A 16,061-nucleotide genomic window follows, 5' to 3' on the forward strand; every position below is an offset into this window, starting at 1 on the left:
CCGCCGCTTCACCGCAGCGGCCTGACGATGCATTACAGATTGGCGTTTTTGTCTTTCTCTGCCGTCGCGGCGGCTTTGGGCGCGCCGAGGGTCGCTTTAAACCAGTTCACCACCCGTTCAATAACCGGCTTCTGATACCAGCTGTCATCGCCGTGCTCCGCGCCCGCCAGCAACACGTAATCGGCCGGGTTGCCCTCCTTTTTCAGCGCGCGATAGAGCTGTTGACTTTGTACCGGTGAAACCAGGGTGTCGGCGCTGCCGTGCATAATTAAAAACGGCGGCTTTTTACCGCTGATATGGCCCATCGGGCTGGCCGCCAGGGCTTTTTGCGGATCGCTGTCAATCGTCGCTCCCGGCCAGTCGCGAAAGGCGCTACCGTGTACCAGCAGCGCTTCAGTGACCGCCGGCGACTGGTGCACCTTTTGAATCGCCTGCGGAAAACCTTCGCCGATATTCAACAGGTTCGAGATACCGTACAGCGTGGCGGCGGCCTGCACGTCCGAGGATTGCGCCAGGTTATCGCCACGCTCGAACGTTTTGTCACCGTTGGTGAGCGCCAGCATCTGCGCCATATAGCCGCCTGCGGAATCCCCCAGCACGCCAATACGCGACGGGTCTATACCGTATTCCGCGGCATGTTCGCGCAGATAGCGTACGGCGGCTTTACCATCGATAACCGGGGCTGGGAAGGTGTCGGGAACCGTACGGTATTCCGCCGCCGCGACGACGAATCCCGCCGCCGCCAGCGCCATACGCATCTCGATAAACTTATTCCAGGTCGCGCTGGTGAAACCGCCGCCGGGGAAATAGATGATTGCCGGTTTCAGATCGCCGTTACGCGGTACCAGTAAAGACATATGCAGCTGACGAACGGCGACGGTGCTTTTTACCTGGCTATAAACGATATCGTTGAGCGCATCGATACGGCCCCGGGTTTTTTCCACGCGAATGACCTGAGCGCCTTCGGTATTGCCAGCAAGTTCGCCGGCGTTAACGCAGGAAGCCATGCCGGCAAGCAGCAGGCCGCCGGTGAGCAGGAGGGGGAGTTTTTTCATGATGTTCTATCCTGAGCAAAGCCTGCCGCGGCGGCAGGCGAAAAGATCCAATGCTCGAAGAGTGTATTAGCGAAAACGTGCGGTGAATAACGCTCTTTTTGCATGAAAACCATGCATTTTTTCGATTAATCAACGTCGCCGTTTTGCGGGCGCTACAGCACTTTCAACATCCTGACTTCGCAGTCAACATGGCCGGTGCAGCCCAGCGGCTCAGCAATATGCTCGAAGCCGAGGTGCTCATATAAACCGACCGCTTCTTTCAGGAAGGCGGTGGTTTCCAGATAGCAGCGTTTGAATCCCTGCTCGCGGGCGTAATCAAGGGCCATCAGCGCCAGCTTTTTCGCCAGCCCCTGGCCGCGCGCGGAGGTCATAAAATACATTTTTTGTAGTTCGCAGATATCGGGCTCGCTGCAGGAGAGCGGTGCCACGCCGCCGCCGCCCACCACTTCACCATTCTGCTCAACGACCCAATAGGCGGAACCCGGCTGGCTATAAAGCTCATAGAGTTCATCCAGATTCGGATCGGCTACCGTATAGCCTTTGTCGGCGGTCAGACCATATTCAGCGGAGACCTGGCGGATAACAGCGGCAATCGCCGGATTATCATTAGCCGTGATGCGGCGCAGGGTTAGCGGTAGGGTTGCGCTCGTATTCATGTGAAGACTCATTGCAAAATAATGACGGATAATGTTGTTAATAACACTGCGGGAGGGGAGAGTGCAAGCGAGGATCTTTCACAGAAAACGCCCCTTATCCGAATGGATAAGGGGCGAGTGAATTACAGCGCGGCGATAATCGCCTGCTGCTCAATCAGCTTCGCTTTTGCTTCCGCGTAACCTTCCAGCTTCTCACGCTCTTTGGCGATCACCGCTTCCGGCGCGCGCGCCACAAAGCCTTCGTTGGAGAGTTTGCTTTCGATGCGGCCAATCTCGCCTTCGATTTTGGTCACCTCTTTAGCGAGGCGCGCCAGCTCATCTTCTTTATTGATGAGGCCAGCCATCGGGATCAGCAGCTCGGCGCCGTCGATAATTTTGGTCACGGAAACCGGACCTTTATCATCGGCAGGCAGCACGGTGATGCTCTCCAGACGCGCCAGATTCAGCAGGAAGCTGCGGTTGTCGTTCACGCGACGAATCGCGGCTTCGCTGCAGCCGCGCAGCAGCAGCTCCAGCGGCTTACCTGGGGCGATGTTCATTTCCGCACGGATGTTACGCACGGCGACGATCGCCTGCTTCAGCCATTCGGTATCGGCCAGCGCCGCTTCGTCAACCTGAGACGCATCGTACTGCGGGAACGGCTGCAGCATGATGGTATCGGCAGTGATACCGCAAATGACCTTCACGCGCTGCCAGATGGTCTCGGTGATGAACGGAATAATCGGGTGCGCCAGGCGCAGCAGACCTTCCAGAACGGTCACCAGCGTGTGACGGGTGCCGCGCAGCTCAGACTCGGAACCGCCGTTCATTACCGGCTTGGTCAGCTCCAGATACCAGTCGCAGAACTGGTTCCAGGTGAACTCGTACAGAATGCCTGCGGCAATATCGAAGCGGAAGCCGTCCAGCGCTTCGCGGTAGGCTTTGATGGTCTGGTTGAATTCCGCCAGGATCCAGCGGTCCGCCAGCGACAGGGTCATCTCGCCGCCGTTAAAGCCGCAATCCTGATCTTCGGTATTCATCAGCACAAAGCGGCTGGCGTTCCACAGCTTGTTGCAGAAGTTACGGTAACCTTCCAGACGCTTCATATCCCAGTTGATATCGCGGCCGGTAGAGGCCAGCGCCGCCAGGGTAAAGCGCAGGGCGTCGGTACCGTGCGGCTCAATGCCGTTCGGGAACTGCTTCTCGGTGCGTTTGGCGATTTTTTCCGCCAGCTGCGGCTGCATCATGTTACCGGTGCGTTTTTCCAGCAGCTCCGGCAGGGAAATGCCGTCGACCATATCCAGCGGGTCGATAACGTTGCCCTTCGATTTGGACATCTTCTGGCCTTCGTCATCGCGGATCAAACCGGTCATATAGACGGTTTTAAACGGCACCTGCGGCTTGCCGTTTTCATCTTTGATGAAGTGCATGGTCATCATGATCATGCGGGCAATCCAGAAGAAGATGATGTCGAAGCCGGAAACCATCACGCTGGTCGGGTGGAACTGACGCAGGGCATCGGTGTTTTCCGGCCAGCCGAGGGTGGAGAAGGTCCACAGCGCGGAGGAGAACCAGGTATCGAGAACGTCTTCGTCCTGACGCAGCGCCACGTCGGCGCCCAGGTTATTTTCCTGACGCACTTCGTCTTCGGTGCGGCCAACGTAGACGTTGCCGTCGTTGTCGTACCATGCCGGGATGCGGTGACCCCACCACAGCTGGCGGGAGATACACCAGTCCTGAATATCGCGCATCCAGGAGAAGTACATGTTTTCGTACTGCTTCGGCACGAACTGGATGTCGCCGTTCTCCACCGCTTCAACCGCCGGTTTAGCCAGCACGTCGGCGCGGACGTACCACTGGTCGGTCAGCATCGGCTCAATTACCACGCCGCCGCGGTCGCCGTACGGGACGGTCAGATCGTGCGGTTTAATCTCGTCCAGCAGGCCCAGGGCGTCGATAGCGGCAACCACCGCTTTACGCGCGGCAAAGCGCTCCAGCTTCTGGAACTCCGCCGGGATGGCGTTTGAGTAGACATCGGACTCGTTGCCTTTGGTGTCGTAAACTTCCGCGGTTTCGCGGATGTCGCCGTCAAAGGTCAGGATGTTGATCATCGGCAGCGCATGACGCTTGCCCACTTCATAGTCGTTAAAGTCGTGCGCCGGGGTGATCTTCACGCAGCCGGTGCCCTTTTCCATATCGGCGTGTTCATCGCCCACAATCGGAATGCGGCGGTCAACCAGCGGCAGGATCACGAATTTGCCGATAAGGTCTTTATAGCGCGGATCTTCCGGGTTAACGGCCACGCCGGTATCGCCCAGCACGGTCTCCGGACGGGTGGTGGCGACGACCAGATAATCTTTACCGTCAGCGGTTTTCGCGCCGTCGGCCAGCGGATAGCGGATATGCCACATCGAGCCTTTAGACTCGCGGTTTTCCACTTCCAGATCGGAGATGGCGGTGCGCAGTTTCGGGTCCCAGTTGACCAGGCGCTTACCGCGGTAGATCAGATCTTCTTTGTACAGGCGGACAAAGACTTCTTTTACGGCGTTGGACAGGCCTTCGTCCATGGTGAAGCGCTCGCGCTCCCAGTCCACGGAGTTGCCCAGGCGGCGCATCTGACGGGTAATGGTGCCGCCGGACTCCGCTTTCCACTGCCAGATTTTATCGATAAAGGCGTCGCGACCGTAGTCGTGGCGGGTTTTACCTTCTTCGGCGGCAATCTTACGCTCAACCACCATCTGGGTAGCGATACCCGCGTGGTCGGTACCGGCCTGCCACAGGGTGTTTTTACCCTGCATGCGCTGGTAGCGAATCATGGTATCCATGATGGTTTGCTGGAAGGCATGACCCATATGCAAACTGCCGGTGACGTTCGGCGGCGGGATCATGATGCAGAAACTTTCCTGGCTTTCGTCGCCATTGGGTTTGAAATAGCCCTGCTTTTCCCAGTGCTCGTAAAGCGGCTGTTCGATATCTTGGGGGTTGTATGTCTTTTCCATTATTTCCAGGTTGCCGTGTTCAGGTTGAAACCAGCCATGCGGTACGCTTTATAGCGTTCGCGCGCCAGTTGTTTCAAAGAATCTTCATAAGGGACGAAGTCTATCACTTCTGTGAAAGCGGTGGCAAAATCTGCAAAGTTTAGCCGCAGGCTAATCAGAATATCCCGCGGGCTGCTGTTGCGCTTTTGCGGCCAGGCAATCTCCACCGGCGCGCCGCCGCGCGGACCTTCTCCCGCCAGATTATGCGGAACGAAACTTTCCGCGGGTCGAGCCCAGAGCGCTTCGTCCAGACGAATGGCCTGCAGCTCATCTTCACAGGCGATGAGTACCCGCTTGCCGCTGCGCCAACGTTCTGCGGCAATGTCACACACCAGTTGTTCAACGGCGCTCAGGCCGTCTTGTTGCGTATCATTGTCCAGAAGATAGAACGTTGCGTTTTTCATATATGGGGCTTCTTGTGGTGACTTTAAATGCTTAAGCCGGGCGGCGCTACGCTGACCCGGCCTATAAACGGCATCTTTTCGTTGGCCCGGCAAGCGTAACGCCGCCGGGCATCAGACGGCAATTACTCTTCGCCGGTAAATCCGGCGCGGTTGAGCAGGAACTGCGACAGCATCGCCACCGGACGACCGGTCGCGCCTTTGGCTTTCCCGGAACGCCACGCGGTACCGGCGATATCCAGGTGCGCCCAGTTGTACTTGCGGGTAAAGCGCGCCAGGAAGCAGCCCGCGGTAATCGCCCCGCCGGGACGGCCGCCGATATTGGCCATATCCGCAAAGTTAGACTCCAGCTGCTCCTGGAACTCGTCGCCGAGCGGCAGACGCCATGCGCGATCGCCCGCCAGTTCGGACGCACCGATCAGCTCGTGGGCCAGCGGGTTGTGGTTCGACATCAGACCGGTGATGTGATGGCCCAGCGCAATCACGCAGGCGCCGGTCAGCGTGGCCACGTCGATAACGGTTTCCGGCTCGAAGCGCTCAACGTAGGTCAGCACATCGCACAGCACCAGACGCCCTTCGGCATCGGTGTTCAGCACTTCCACCGTTTGCCCGGACATCGTGGTCAACACGTCGCCTGGACGATAGGCGCGGCCGCCCGGCATGTTTTCACATCCGGCCAGCACGCCGACAACGTTCAGCGGTAGCTGAAGTTCGGCAACCATACGCATCACGCCGTACACCGCCGCCGCGCCGCACATGTCGTATTTCATCTCGTCCATGCCTTCGGAAGGCTTGATGGAGATGCCGCCGGAGTCAAAGGTCAGACCTTTACCCACCAGCACGATAGGGCGCGCGTCTTCCGCCGGGTTGCCTTTATATTCGATAACCGACATCAGCGATTCATTTTGCGAACCGTTGCCGACCGCCAGATAGGAGTTCATTCCCAGCTCTTTCATCTGCTGTTCGCCGATAACGCGAGTAATGACGTTCTTACTGTAGGTATCGGCCAGCTGGCGCGCCTGAGAGGCCAGATAGGCGGCGTTACAGATGTTTGGCGGCATATTGCCGAGATCTTTCGCCGCTTTGATGCCGGCAGCAATCGCCAGACCGTGCTGAATAGCGCGTTCGCCGCTGGTCAGCTCGCGACGGGTTGGGACGTTGAAGACCATTTTACGCAGCGGGCGACGCGGCTCGCTTTTGTTGGTTTTCAGCTGGTCAAAGCTGTACAGCGTCTCTTTGGCGGTCTCGACCGCCTGACGCACTTTCCAGTAGTTATTGCGGCCTTTGACGTGCAGCTCGGTCAGGAAGCAGACGGCTTCCATTGAGCCGGTATCATTCAGCGTATTGATTGTTTTCTGAATGACCTGCTTGTACTGACGTTCATCCAGCTCGCGCTCTTTGCCGCAGCCAATAAGCAGAATGCGCTCTGACAGAATGTTCGGCACATGGTGCAGCAATAAAGTCTGGCCAGGTTTGCCTTCCAGCTCGCCGCGACGCAGCAGGGCGCTGATATAACCGTCGCTAATTTTATCAAGCTGTTCGGCGATGGGGGAGAGGCGACGTGGTTCAAAGACGCCGACCACGATACAGGCGCTCCGCTGCTTCTCCGGGCTACCGCTTTTTACACTGAACTCCATGCACTATGCTCCTGAATCTTAAAGACAACAGTGGTGGCTACAGATATACTCGTCGTCTTTCAAGTTGCAGATGCGTTGGCTGCGCCTGCTCACCCCTGTCACTTACCTGATGTAAGCTCCGGGGCTTCACAGTCTTGCCGCCTGCCTGCAACTCGAAATCCATAGAGTATAGAAATTGAAAGCTTTCGTAACTCATGTCCGCTGTTGTGGTGACTTCGTGTTAATCTTAACGTTATTACGGCCTTGGTTCGTCAGAAAAGATCCTGATACGCAGAACCAGCGAGTCATTTAATCTTAGCGATGTTTTCGACGACCAAAGAGAATAAATGACGTTTAAGCCATGAAACAAGCAATTTTCCTGCAATAAAACGGGTTTTTACGGGCGTATTTATAGTGATAATCATAAGATATCTGGTTCGTGAGACGCTGAAAAGCCAGTTGGCGATCCTATTCATCCTGCTGCTCATTTTCTTTTGTCAGAAACTGGTCAGGATCCTCGGCGCGGCTGTTGATGGCGATATCCCGACAAATCTGGTGCTCTCGCTGTTAGGGCTTGGCGTACCTGAAATGGCGCAGCTTATTCTGCCCCTGAGTTTATTCCTCGGGCTGCTGATGACGCTGGGCAAACTGTATACCGAAAGCGAAATTACGGTGATGCACGCCTGCGGCCTGAGTAAAGCCGTGCTGGTGAAAGCCGCCATGATCCTGGCGCTCTTTACGGGCGTCGTCGCGGCGGTCAACGTGATGTGGGCCGGCCCCTGGTCTTCTCGTCACCAGGATGAAGTGCTGGCGGAAGCGAAAGCGAACCCCGGCATGGCGGCGCTGGCTCAGGGCCAGTTCCAGCAGGCCAGCGACGGCAGCGCGGTGCTGTTTATTGAGAACGTCAACGGCAACCGCTTCAGCGACGTTTTCCTTGCTCAGCTGCGGCCGCGAGGCAACGCGCGCCCGTCGGTGGTGGTCGCGGATACCGGCGAGCTCTCGCTGCGTAAAGACGGCTCGCAGGTGGTGACCATGAATCAGGGCACCCGCTTTGAAGGCACCGCGATGCTGCGCGACTTCCGCATTACCGACTTCAAAAACTATCAGGCGATAGTCGGCCATCAGGCGGTGGCCTCCGACCCGAACGATACCGAGCAGATGGATATGCGCACCCTGTGGCATACCGATACCGATCGCGCCCGGGCGGAGCTGCACTGGCGCTTCACGCTGGTGGCAACGGTGTTCATCATGGCCCTGATGGTGGTGCCGCTCAGCGTGGTGAACCCGCGCCAGGGCCGCGTGCTGTCGATGCTGCCGGCGATGCTGCTCTATCTGGTGTTCTTCCTGCTGCAAACGTCGATTAAATCGAGCGGCGGTAAAGGCAAAATGGATCCGATGGTCTGGATGTGGGCGGTAAACCTGCTCTATTTCGCGTTGGCCGTGCTGTTGAACCTGTGGGATACGGTGCCGATGCGCCGCTTCCGTGCCCGTTTTAACAAAGGAGCGGCGTGATGCAGGCGTTTGGGGTACTTGACCGTTATATCGGTAAGACGATTTTCAATACCATCATGATGACCCTGTTCATGCTGGTTTCCCTCTCGGGCATCATCAAGTTTGTCGACCAGCTGAAAAAGGCCGGGCAGGGCAACTATGATGCGCTGGGGGCCGGAATCTACACGATTCTCAGCGTGCCGAAAGATATCCAAATCTTCTTCCCGATGGCGGCGCTGCTCGGCGCGCTGCTGGGGCTGGGGATGCTGGCGCAGCGCAGCGAACTGGTGGTGATGCAGGCTTCCGGCTTTACCCGTTTGCAGGTGGCGCTGTCGGTGATGAAAACCGCGATTCCGCTGGTGCTGCTGACCATGGCGATGGGCGAGTGGGTTGCCCCGCAGGGCGAGCAGATGGCGCGTAACTATCGTGCTCAGCAGATGTACGGCGGTTCGCTGCTTTCCACTCAGCAGGGGCTATGGGCGAAAGACGGCCATAACTTTGTGTATATCGAGCGGGTAAAAGGCAACGATGAGCTGGGCGGGGTGAGCATTTACGCCTTTAACGACCAGCGCCGCTTGCAGTCCGTTCGCTATGCCGCTTCGGCAAAGTTCGACACCGAGAATAAGCTCTGGCGACTGTCGCAGGTGGATGAATCCAACCTGACTGACCCGAAACAGGTCACCGGAACGCAGACGGTCAGCGGGACCTGGAAGACCAACCTGACGCCGGACAAGCTCGGCGTGGTGGCGCTGGACCCGGACGCGCTGTCCATCAGCGGCCTGCACAACTATGTTACCTATCTGAAGTCCAGCGGTCAGGATCCGGGCCGCTATCAGCTCAATATGTGGAGCAAAATCTTCCAGCCGCTGTCGGTGGCGGTGATGATGCTGATGGCGCTGTCGTTTATCTTCGGCCCGCTGCGTAGCGTACCGATGGGCGTCAGAGTGGTGACCGGGATCAGCTTCGGCTTTATCTTCTACGTGCTGGACCAGATTTTCGGCCCGCTCACCCTGGTGTACGGCATTCCGCCGATTATCGGCGCGCTGTTGCCGAGCGCCAGCTTCTTCTTGCTGAGCCTCTGGCTGATGATGCGTAAAACCTGACGTCACGCGCCCCCTTCCTGAATTCAGAAAGGGGGCTTTTTTTAGCGTTTCCGCCCGCCAAGTAAGCTTCCCAGCATTCCCCTGACTATCTGGTTGGTGACCTGACGCACCGCGCTCCTGGCCGCCGTTTGCACAATGCCGTCGCGTTTGCCGCCGCGCGGCCCGGTGGTGCCGAACAGAATGTCTTTGAGCCCGCCGAGCAGACCGTCGTCATCGCCGTTTTGCTGGCCTTTTGCGGGCGGTGATTGCTGCTGCTCCGTTGTGCTCTGAACGCCCTGTTGCAGCATTTCAAAGGCCGATTCACGGTCGATCTCTTCTTCATATTTTCCGTACAGCGCCGAGTGGTTAAGCAGCCCGTTACGTTCGTCATCGGTGACCGGCCCCATACGCGAGCAGGGGGCGATAACCATCGCGCGTTCCACTATCGAAGGGCTGCCTTTCTCATCAAGAAAGGAGATCAGCGCCTCGCCGGTGCCCAGCTCCTGGATCGCCTGTTCGGTACTGAACGCGGGATTCGCGCGCATGGTCTGCGCGGCGGTTTTTACCGCTTTTTGGTCTTTCGGCGTGAAGGCGCGCAGGGCGTGCTGCACGCGATTACCCAACTGACCGAGAACCGCATCGGGAATGTCCGCCGGGTTTTGTGAAACAAAATAGACCCCGACGGCTTTAGAACGAATCAGGCGAATGACCTGCTCGATTTTATCCAGCAGCACCTGCGGCGCATCGTTAAACAGCAGATGCGCTTCATCAAAGAAAAAGACCAGCTTTGGCTTCTCCTGGTCACCGGCCTCCGGCAGGCGTTCGTAAAGCTCGGAGAGCATCCACAGCAGGCTGGCGGCGTACAGCTTCGGCATCTGGTAAAGCTTTTCGGCGCTCAGGATATTAATCACCCCTTTACCCTCAGCGTCGACGCGCATCCAGTCCTGGATATCGAGCATAGGTTCGCCGAAAAAGTGCTCCGCGCCCTGCTGCTCCAGGGTTAATAATCCGCGCTGAATCGCCCCAACGGAGGCGCTGCTGATGTTGCCGTACTGGTTCTGAAACGCTTTGGCGTTGTCGCCAATGTATTGGGTTATAGCGCGCAGGTCTTTAAAGTCGAGCAGCAGCAGCCCGCGATCGTCGGCAATACGGAAGATGATATTCAGCACCCCGGACTGAACCTCATTGAGGTTAAGCAGGCGAGCCAGCAGCAGCGGCCCGAGATCGGAAACCGTGGCGCGAACCGGGTGGCCTTTTTCGCCAAAAATATCCCATAGCACCACCGGATTGGCGTGCGGCTGCCAGTCCGTTGCGCCGATTTTTTCCAGACGCGCCTGCAGCTTTTCCGAACTTTGGCCCGACTCGGCGATACCGGTGAGGTCGCCTTTCACATCGGCCATAAATACCGGAACGCCGATTTCCGAGAAAGACTCCGCCAGCTTTTGCAGAGTGACGGTTTTACCGGTCCCCGTGGCGCCGGTAATCAAGCCGTGGCGGTTGGCCATAGCGGGCAGTAAATGCAGCTGTTTATCCAGCGTGCGTGCAATCAGCAGAGGTGAGCTCATGAGCGATTTCTCCATTTATCCTGCTGCGAGTATAGGCAACCTGATAGCAAAAGGAGGGAAATCACGCGCACCCTCGCTTATTCACGTCAGGCGCAGTGGCGCTGAATTAACGCGATGCTCTGCTCGATTTCTCGGCGGATATCGTCTTCGCTCCAGTTTGCCAATTCCGGCGCGAAGGGTTCGAACGCATACACGCCCTGATAGCCGCGCGCCTCCAGGTTTTTGACCTGCTCGCAGCTTTGCAGCTGGTCTTTTGCGGTCAGCATGATGCGCTCATTGTCGGTAAGGGCTTCGCGCGGGCGGGTATCCTCTACGCCGGAAAGATGGACCAGACCGATTTCGCCAATATCCACTTGGTTAAACTCCTGCTCCGCCTGCGGATAAAGATGATGATGGAAGGTATCTATCAGCAGCTTAAACGGCACCCGCGCGTCGTGGATCAGCGTTTGCGCCTGCGCCGAGGAGCGGAGCGAGCTCTGCGGGAAACCGAGCGGCTCCACCAGCCCCTGAATACCGTAGAAGGCGAATAGCGGCGCCAGGTCACGCAGGGCGTTAAGGGTTTCGCTCGCCGGAACCTCGGTACCATCGTTCAGCGGGCACAGCACCAGCGATTTGGCACCAACGGCTTTGGCTTCTTTCAGCAATGACTCCGTCAGGCTACGAACCTCTGCGGTGCGGCAGTTGAAGGGGTAGACCGCATTGATAGTGAGGATCTCAATATGGTAGCGGTCAGCCAGCTCCCGCACCTGCTGGTGGCTCAGGTCGTCGGTTACTTTTCCGCTGGGGAGGTCGTTACGTAGCTCGACTTTGTTCAACCCCAGGCCGTTCACCAGCCGGAAAAAGGCCTCAATGCTGAGTGACGGGGCGATCTTGCGGTTGATGCAGAAACGTTGCGATGCAATAGCCATCTTGACTCTCCAGAAATGTAGGGATCGGATTCGTTCGAATGCCTCATAGTCAAAACATTTATTCCAAAATTAGCAATGTATGAAATGGTGATTTTTTGAGCCGACTCGCAAAATATTTTTCTGCTGCGTTTTAAAGAGCACGGGTTGCAGGTGGCGCTAAATCTCAACTCTTTTTATCGTGCTTTAGTCCGCAAGCCGGCAATTTCTTACACGAAATTGCGACCATCATCACCAAAATAGAATTTCACCAGCTATCAATATTGAAATATTAATTTCATTTTACTACGGTTACAGCACAGCAGATCCTGTAATGGGCCGTACTGCGTTGGCCCCCGATACCCCATACAGATGAGGCGAGAGCATGACTATCACAGGAAACTTTATTGGCGGGAAAACCGTTACCAGCGGCAGCAGCAAAACAATGCCGGTTTTCGACCCCGCGACGGGCAAAGTGGTCCGCGAAGTCACGTTATCGACCGCGCAGGAAGTCTCTGACGCCATTCAGGTGGCGCGTGATGCTTTTGAAAGCTGGTCGCGCACCACGCCGCTGCGCCGCGCCCGCGTGATGTTCAATTTTAAAATGTTACTGGAACAGCACGCTGAAGAGCTGGCGGGGATTATCGTCAGCGAACACGGTAAAGTGTTTTCCGACGCGATGGGGGAGCTGACGCGCGGCATGGAAGTCGTTGAGTTTGCCTGCGGTATTCCGCACCTGATCAAAGGGGAGTTCTCATCGGATGTCGGCACCGGGGTTGATAGCTATTCTCTGATGCAGCCGCTGGGCGTGGTAGCGGGCATTACGCCGTTCAACTTCCCGGCGATGGTACCGATGTGGATGTTCCCGCTGGCGCTGGCCTGCGGCAACAGCTTTGTCCTGAAGCCGCCAGCGCTGGCGCCTACTGCCGCGGTGCGTCTGGCGGAATTGCTGAAACAAGCGGGTCTGCCGGATGGCGTCTTTAACGTCGTGCACTGCAGCAACGAAGATGCCGAGCAGCTATACCGGGACCCGCGGATCGCGGCGGTAAGCTTTGTCGGATCTTCCGGCGTGGCGGAGCATATTTATAAAACCGCCAGCGCTTATGGCAAGCGGGTACAGGCGTTTGGCGCGGCGAAAAACCACGCGATTGTGATGCCGGATGCCGATCTTGATGCCACCGTGAATGCCATTATGGGCGGCGCGTTCGGCTCGGCGGGCGAGCGCTGCATGGCGCTGCCGGTGGTGGTCGCCGTGGGTGATGAAACGGCGGATAAACTGATTGCGCGCCTGAAGCCGCTGGTGGAATCCCTGAAGGTTGGGCCGGGCTGTATGCGCGGAAAAGAAGAGAACGAAATGGGGCCGGTCGTCTCCGATACCCATCAGAAAAAAGTGCTGGGATATATTGATAAAGGGGTCAGCGAGGGGGCGACGCTGGTGGTTGACGGACGCAAGCCGCAGGTGCCCGGGTTTGAAGAGGGATACTACGTCGGCGGAACGCTGTTCGACAACGTCACGCCGGAGATGACTATCTGGCGCGAAGAGATTTTTGGCCCGGTGCTGGGGATTGTTCGCGTGGCGGATTACCACAGCGCGCTGGAGCTGGTGAACAGCCATGAGTTCGGCAACGGTAGCGCCGTCTTTACCAGCAACGGCCACACCGCGCGTGAATTTGTCCATGATGTCCAGGCCGGAATGGTTGGGGTCAACGTACCGGTACCCGTTCCCATGGCCTTCCATAGCTTTGGCGGCTGGAAACGCTCCGTATTCGGCGCACTGAACGTCCATGGCCCGGACGGCGTGCGCTTCTATACGCGTATGAAAACCGCCACCGTCCGCTGGCCGCAGGGTCAGCAAACCGTATCTGAATTCAGTATGCCGACGTTAGGCTAATCGGCGAAGGAGAGCGCCATGTCTTTACTGGCTAAAGCAAAAAAAGAAGGGCAGATTCAGCACATCACCCCGCAGAGCGCGGGGTGGAAGTACATTGGTTTTGATGTCTGGATGTTAAAGAAAGGGCAAACCGTCACCCTGGAAAGCGGCGATCGCGAACTGTGCCTGGTGCTGGTTGCCGGCCTGGCTTCGGTAAAAACCACGCAGGCGGATTTTCCGAACCTCGGCCAGCGTATGTCGCCGTTTGAGCGGACGCCGCCCTGGTCAGTCTACGTGCCGCCGCAGGATAAAGTCGAAGTGACGGCGGATTCTGACCTCGAGCTGGCCGTATGCAGCGCGCCGGGTAAAGGAACCTTCCCTGCACGGGTTATCTCCCCGCAGGACGTGGGCGTAGAGCATCGCGGTAAGGGGCGTAACCAGCGGCTGGTGCACAATATTCTGCCGGATAGCGCGCAGGCGGACTGCCTGCTGGTGGTGGAGGTTTACACTGACGAAGGGGCGACCAGCTCATGGCCGTCGCACAAGCACGACACGGCGCTGCCGGGACAGGAAACCCAGCTGGAAGAGACCTACTATCACCGTTTCGATCCGCCGCAGGGTTTTGCCTTCCAGCGCGTCTATACCGATGACCGCAGCCTTGATGCATGCATGGCCCCCTACAACCACGATGTGGTCATGGTGCCGCGCGGCTACCATCCGGTGGCGGCGATTGCCGGATATGACAGCTACTATCTGAACGTGATGGCCGGCCCGGATCGCAAATGGATGTTTACCTGGGAAGAGGATCACGCGTGGATCAATAGCCCAGATTATCCCCGCCACGATTAACATCGGTTGAGGATAAAAAGGCCGGTTAGCCATGCTAGCCGGCCTTTTTGATCCTGTTACCCGAATAAGATCGTCGTCGCAATTCTGCCACATCCCCGGCTCGTGCTGCGCTTAGCCGGGCTACGGGTTTACCATCGTCTGCGGACAAGTAGCCCGGGTAAGACGTTTATGTCGCCATCCGTAGGCATGAAAAATTTAAGCCAGCTGCACCCCGGCTCGCGCTGCGCTTAGCCGGGCTACGGGTTTACCGTCGTCTGCGGACAAGTAGCCCGGATAAGACGTGTACATCGCCATCCGGGAGTCATGAAAAACTTAAGCCAGCTGCACCCCGGCTCGCGCTGCGCTTAGCCGGGCTACGGGTTTACCGCCATCTGCGGACAAGTAGCCCGGGTAAGACGTTTACGTCGCCATCCGGGAGGTATGAAAAATTTAAGCCAGCTGCACCCCGGCTCGCGCTGCGCTTAGCCGGGCTACGGGTTTACCGTCGTCTGCGGACAAGTAGCCCGGATAAGACGTTTACGTCGCCATCCGGGAGTCATGAAAAACTTAAGCCAGCGGCACCCCCGGCTCGCGCTGCGCTCAGCCGGGCTACGGGTTTACCGTCGTCTGCGGACAAGTAGCCCGGATAAGACGTTTACGTCGCCATCCGGGAATAATGAAAAGCTTAAGCCAGCTGCTTCGTCTCTGCATCTTTGCTGCTGTTCAGCGCCAGCGAGACCGCCAGCGTTTGGGCCAGGCACAGCGAGGCCACCTGCGAGCGGAAACCATCAACCTGCGCCTCGCGCACCACAAAGCAGACGTCGCTGAAGGCCGCCAGCGGGCTGACCTGGCTGTCGGTAATCGCTATCTGCCGTGCTTTACGCTGCGCGCCGAGCTCCACCAGTTCAACCACTTCCCGCGCATACGGAGAGAAGCTCACCGCCACCACGACATCTTTCGGCCCGACCAGGCTGAGCTGCTCGGTAAACATGCCGCCCAGACCGTCAATCAGGAACGCTTTACGGTCCAGATGGCGCAGGGCGTAGGTCAGATAGGAGGCGACGCTAAAGGAGCGGCGCAGGCCAATAACGTAGATATTCTCAGCTTCCGCCAGCAGCGCGACCGCGCGCTGCAGATCGTCGCCGGAGGTCTGCATCGCCAGCTGCTGCAGCGCCTGGGTATTGACCATGGTGAACATATTCAGGATTTCGGTCGGCGTTTCCGGCGGGGTTGCGTCATCCGTGGTGGTCTGGCGGAACAGACGCGCGCGCTCGGTATAGTTAGCCGTCTCTTCCATCAGGTGCTGCTTGAACATCTGCTTCATTTCGTTGAAGCCGCTAAAACCAAAGGCGTTAGCGAAGCGGATCAGCGTGGAAGGGGGGACGTCAGCTTGTTGCGCGATAGAGGCCACGGTGTCGAAAGCCACGCTATTGCTGTTATCGAGAATATAGCGGGCTACCTGTTTCAGGCGTTTGCTTAACGTGTCGTAGCGACGCCTGATTTCATCCTGCAAGATGGTAAGTTGGGTCGGATTATTGGCCATAGATTGCGCTCTGAGAAAATGAAAGGAATATAATTTCCAGTGTATCAAATGAA

At 57.6% G+C, this 16,061-nt stretch carries 12 protein-coding genes; 4 read left to right on the forward strand and 8 right to left on the reverse strand.

The genetic code is table 11. The annotated features are described in order from the left end of the window. Nucleotides 1-32: 32 nt before the first annotated feature. From BJF97_RS03710 to pepA, 5 genes are all read right to left on the reverse strand, one after another. Nucleotides 33-1,055, reverse strand: a complete 1,023-nt coding sequence (locus tag BJF97_RS03710; RefSeq protein ID WP_032695175.1) for an alpha/beta hydrolase — start codon at nucleotides 1,053-1,055, stop codon at nucleotides 33-35. Between the two features lie 152 nt (nucleotides 1,056-1,207). Further along, nucleotides 1,208-1,711, reverse strand: coding sequence for a GNAT family N-acetyltransferase (locus BJF97_RS03715; RefSeq protein ID WP_004098126.1), 504 nt, complete (start codon nucleotides 1,709-1,711; stop codon nucleotides 1,208-1,210). 122 nt (nucleotides 1,712-1,833) lie between these two features. After that, nucleotides 1,834-4,689: a valine--tRNA ligase gene (locus tag BJF97_RS03720; protein ID WP_004098127.1), complete on the reverse strand. Its 2,856-nt coding sequence runs from the start codon at nucleotides 4,687-4,689 to the stop codon at nucleotides 1,834-1,836. Beyond that, nucleotides 4,689-5,132: a DNA polymerase III subunit chi gene (gene holC, locus BJF97_RS03725; protein ID WP_032695176.1), complete on the reverse strand. Its 444-nt coding sequence runs from the start codon at nucleotides 5,130-5,132 to the stop codon at nucleotides 4,689-4,691. Before holC ends, BJF97_RS03720 begins: the two co-directional genes overlap by 1 nt. Nucleotides 5,133-5,254: 122 nt before the next feature. Continuing rightward, complete coding sequence (pepA, locus tag BJF97_RS03730; protein WP_004098131.1) at nucleotides 5,255-6,766, reverse strand: leucyl aminopeptidase; 1,512 nt, start codon at nucleotides 6,764-6,766, stop codon at nucleotides 5,255-5,257. A 393-nt stretch (nucleotides 6,767-7,159) separates the two neighbouring features. Between pepA and lptF the strand changes: the two genes are divergently transcribed. Next, complete coding sequence (gene lptF / locus BJF97_RS03735) at nucleotides 7,160-8,257, forward strand: LPS export ABC transporter permease LptF (RefSeq protein ID WP_004098132.1); 1,098 nt, start codon at nucleotides 7,160-7,162, stop codon at nucleotides 8,255-8,257. Then, on the forward strand, nucleotides 8,257-9,339 hold the full coding sequence (lptG, locus tag BJF97_RS03740; protein WP_014227676.1) for an LPS export ABC transporter permease LptG: 1,083 nt from the start codon (nucleotides 8,257-8,259) through the stop codon (nucleotides 9,337-9,339). Before lptF ends, lptG begins: the two co-directional genes overlap by 1 nt. Nucleotides 9,340-9,380: 41 nt before the next feature. On the opposite strand, the gene BJF97_RS03745 is transcribed toward lptG, so the two are convergent. Together BJF97_RS03745 and BJF97_RS03750 are read right to left on the reverse strand one after the other, a co-directional pair. Continuing rightward, the gene (locus BJF97_RS03745) at nucleotides 9,381-10,883 is read right to left on the reverse strand and encodes a helicase HerA-like C-terminal domain-containing protein (RefSeq protein ID WP_014227677.1); all 1,503 of its coding nucleotides are present in this window, start codon (nucleotides 10,881-10,883) and stop codon (nucleotides 9,381-9,383) included. 86 nt (nucleotides 10,884-10,969) lie between these two features. After that, the gene (locus BJF97_RS03750) at nucleotides 10,970-11,791 is read right to left on the reverse strand and encodes a TIM barrel protein (protein ID WP_032695177.1); all 822 of its coding nucleotides are present in this window, start codon (nucleotides 11,789-11,791) and stop codon (nucleotides 10,970-10,972) included. A gap of 361 nt (nucleotides 11,792-12,152) precedes the next feature. Between BJF97_RS03750 and BJF97_RS03755 the strand changes: the two genes are divergently transcribed. Both BJF97_RS03755 and iolB read left to right on the forward strand, forming a co-directional pair. Continuing rightward, on the forward strand, nucleotides 12,153-13,658 hold the full coding sequence (locus tag BJF97_RS03755) for a CoA-acylating methylmalonate-semialdehyde dehydrogenase (protein WP_014837226.1): 1,506 nt from the start codon (nucleotides 12,153-12,155) through the stop codon (nucleotides 13,656-13,658). 18 nt (nucleotides 13,659-13,676) lie between these two features. Continuing rightward, nucleotides 13,677-14,486: a 5-deoxy-glucuronate isomerase gene (gene iolB, locus BJF97_RS03760; protein ID WP_014227680.1), complete on the forward strand. Its 810-nt coding sequence runs from the start codon at nucleotides 13,677-13,679 to the stop codon at nucleotides 14,484-14,486. A gap of 664 nt (nucleotides 14,487-15,150) precedes the next feature. On the opposite strand, the gene BJF97_RS03765 is transcribed toward iolB, so the two are convergent. Continuing rightward, nucleotides 15,151-16,008, reverse strand: coding sequence for a MurR/RpiR family transcriptional regulator (locus tag BJF97_RS03765; RefSeq protein ID WP_004098142.1), 858 nt, complete (start codon nucleotides 16,006-16,008; stop codon nucleotides 15,151-15,153). Between the last annotated feature and the right edge of the window lie 53 nt (nucleotides 16,009-16,061).

The organism is Klebsiella sp. LTGPAF-6F, assembly GCF_001753185.1.
Classification (GTDB): Bacteria; Pseudomonadota; Gammaproteobacteria; order Enterobacterales; family Enterobacteriaceae; genus Klebsiella; species Klebsiella michiganensis.

What these genes read in the sequence shown, in the direction of transcription:
- holC (WP_032695176.1), bottom strand. Translation starts at nt 5,132, where the DNA reads ATGAAAAACGCAACGTTCTATCTTCTGGACAATGATACGCAACAAGAC.
- BJF97_RS03765 (WP_004098142.1), bottom strand. Translation starts at nt 16,008, where the DNA reads ATGGCCAATAATCCGACCCAACTTACCATCTTGCAGGATGAAATCAGG.
- BJF97_RS03745 (WP_014227677.1), bottom strand. Translation starts at nt 10,883, where the DNA reads ATGAGCTCACCTCTGCTGATTGCACGCACGCTGGATAAACAGCTGCAT.
- BJF97_RS03755 (WP_014837226.1), top strand. Translation starts at nt 12,153, where the DNA reads ATGACTATCACAGGAAACTTTATTGGCGGGAAAACCGTTACCAGCGGC.
- BJF97_RS03710 (WP_032695175.1), bottom strand. Translation starts at nt 1,055, where the DNA reads ATGAAAAAACTCCCCCTCCTGCTCACCGGCGGCCTGCTGCTTGCCGGC.
- pepA (WP_004098131.1), bottom strand. Translation starts at nt 6,766, where the DNA reads ATGGAGTTCAGTGTAAAAAGCGGTAGCCCGGAGAAGCAGCGGAGCGCC.
- lptG (WP_014227676.1), top strand. Translation starts at nt 8,257, where the DNA reads ATGCAGGCGTTTGGGGTACTTGACCGTTATATCGGTAAGACGATTTTC.
- BJF97_RS03715 (WP_004098126.1), bottom strand. Translation starts at nt 1,711, where the DNA reads ATGAATACGAGCGCAACCCTACCGCTAACCCTGCGCCGCATCACGGCT.
- BJF97_RS03720 (WP_004098127.1), bottom strand. Translation starts at nt 4,689, where the DNA reads ATGGAAAAGACATACAACCCCCAAGATATCGAACAGCCGCTTTACGAG.
- BJF97_RS03750 (WP_032695177.1), bottom strand. Translation starts at nt 11,791, where the DNA reads ATGGCTATTGCATCGCAACGTTTCTGCATCAACCGCAAGATCGCCCCG.
- iolB (WP_014227680.1), top strand. Translation starts at nt 13,677, where the DNA reads ATGTCTTTACTGGCTAAAGCAAAAAAAGAAGGGCAGATTCAGCACATC.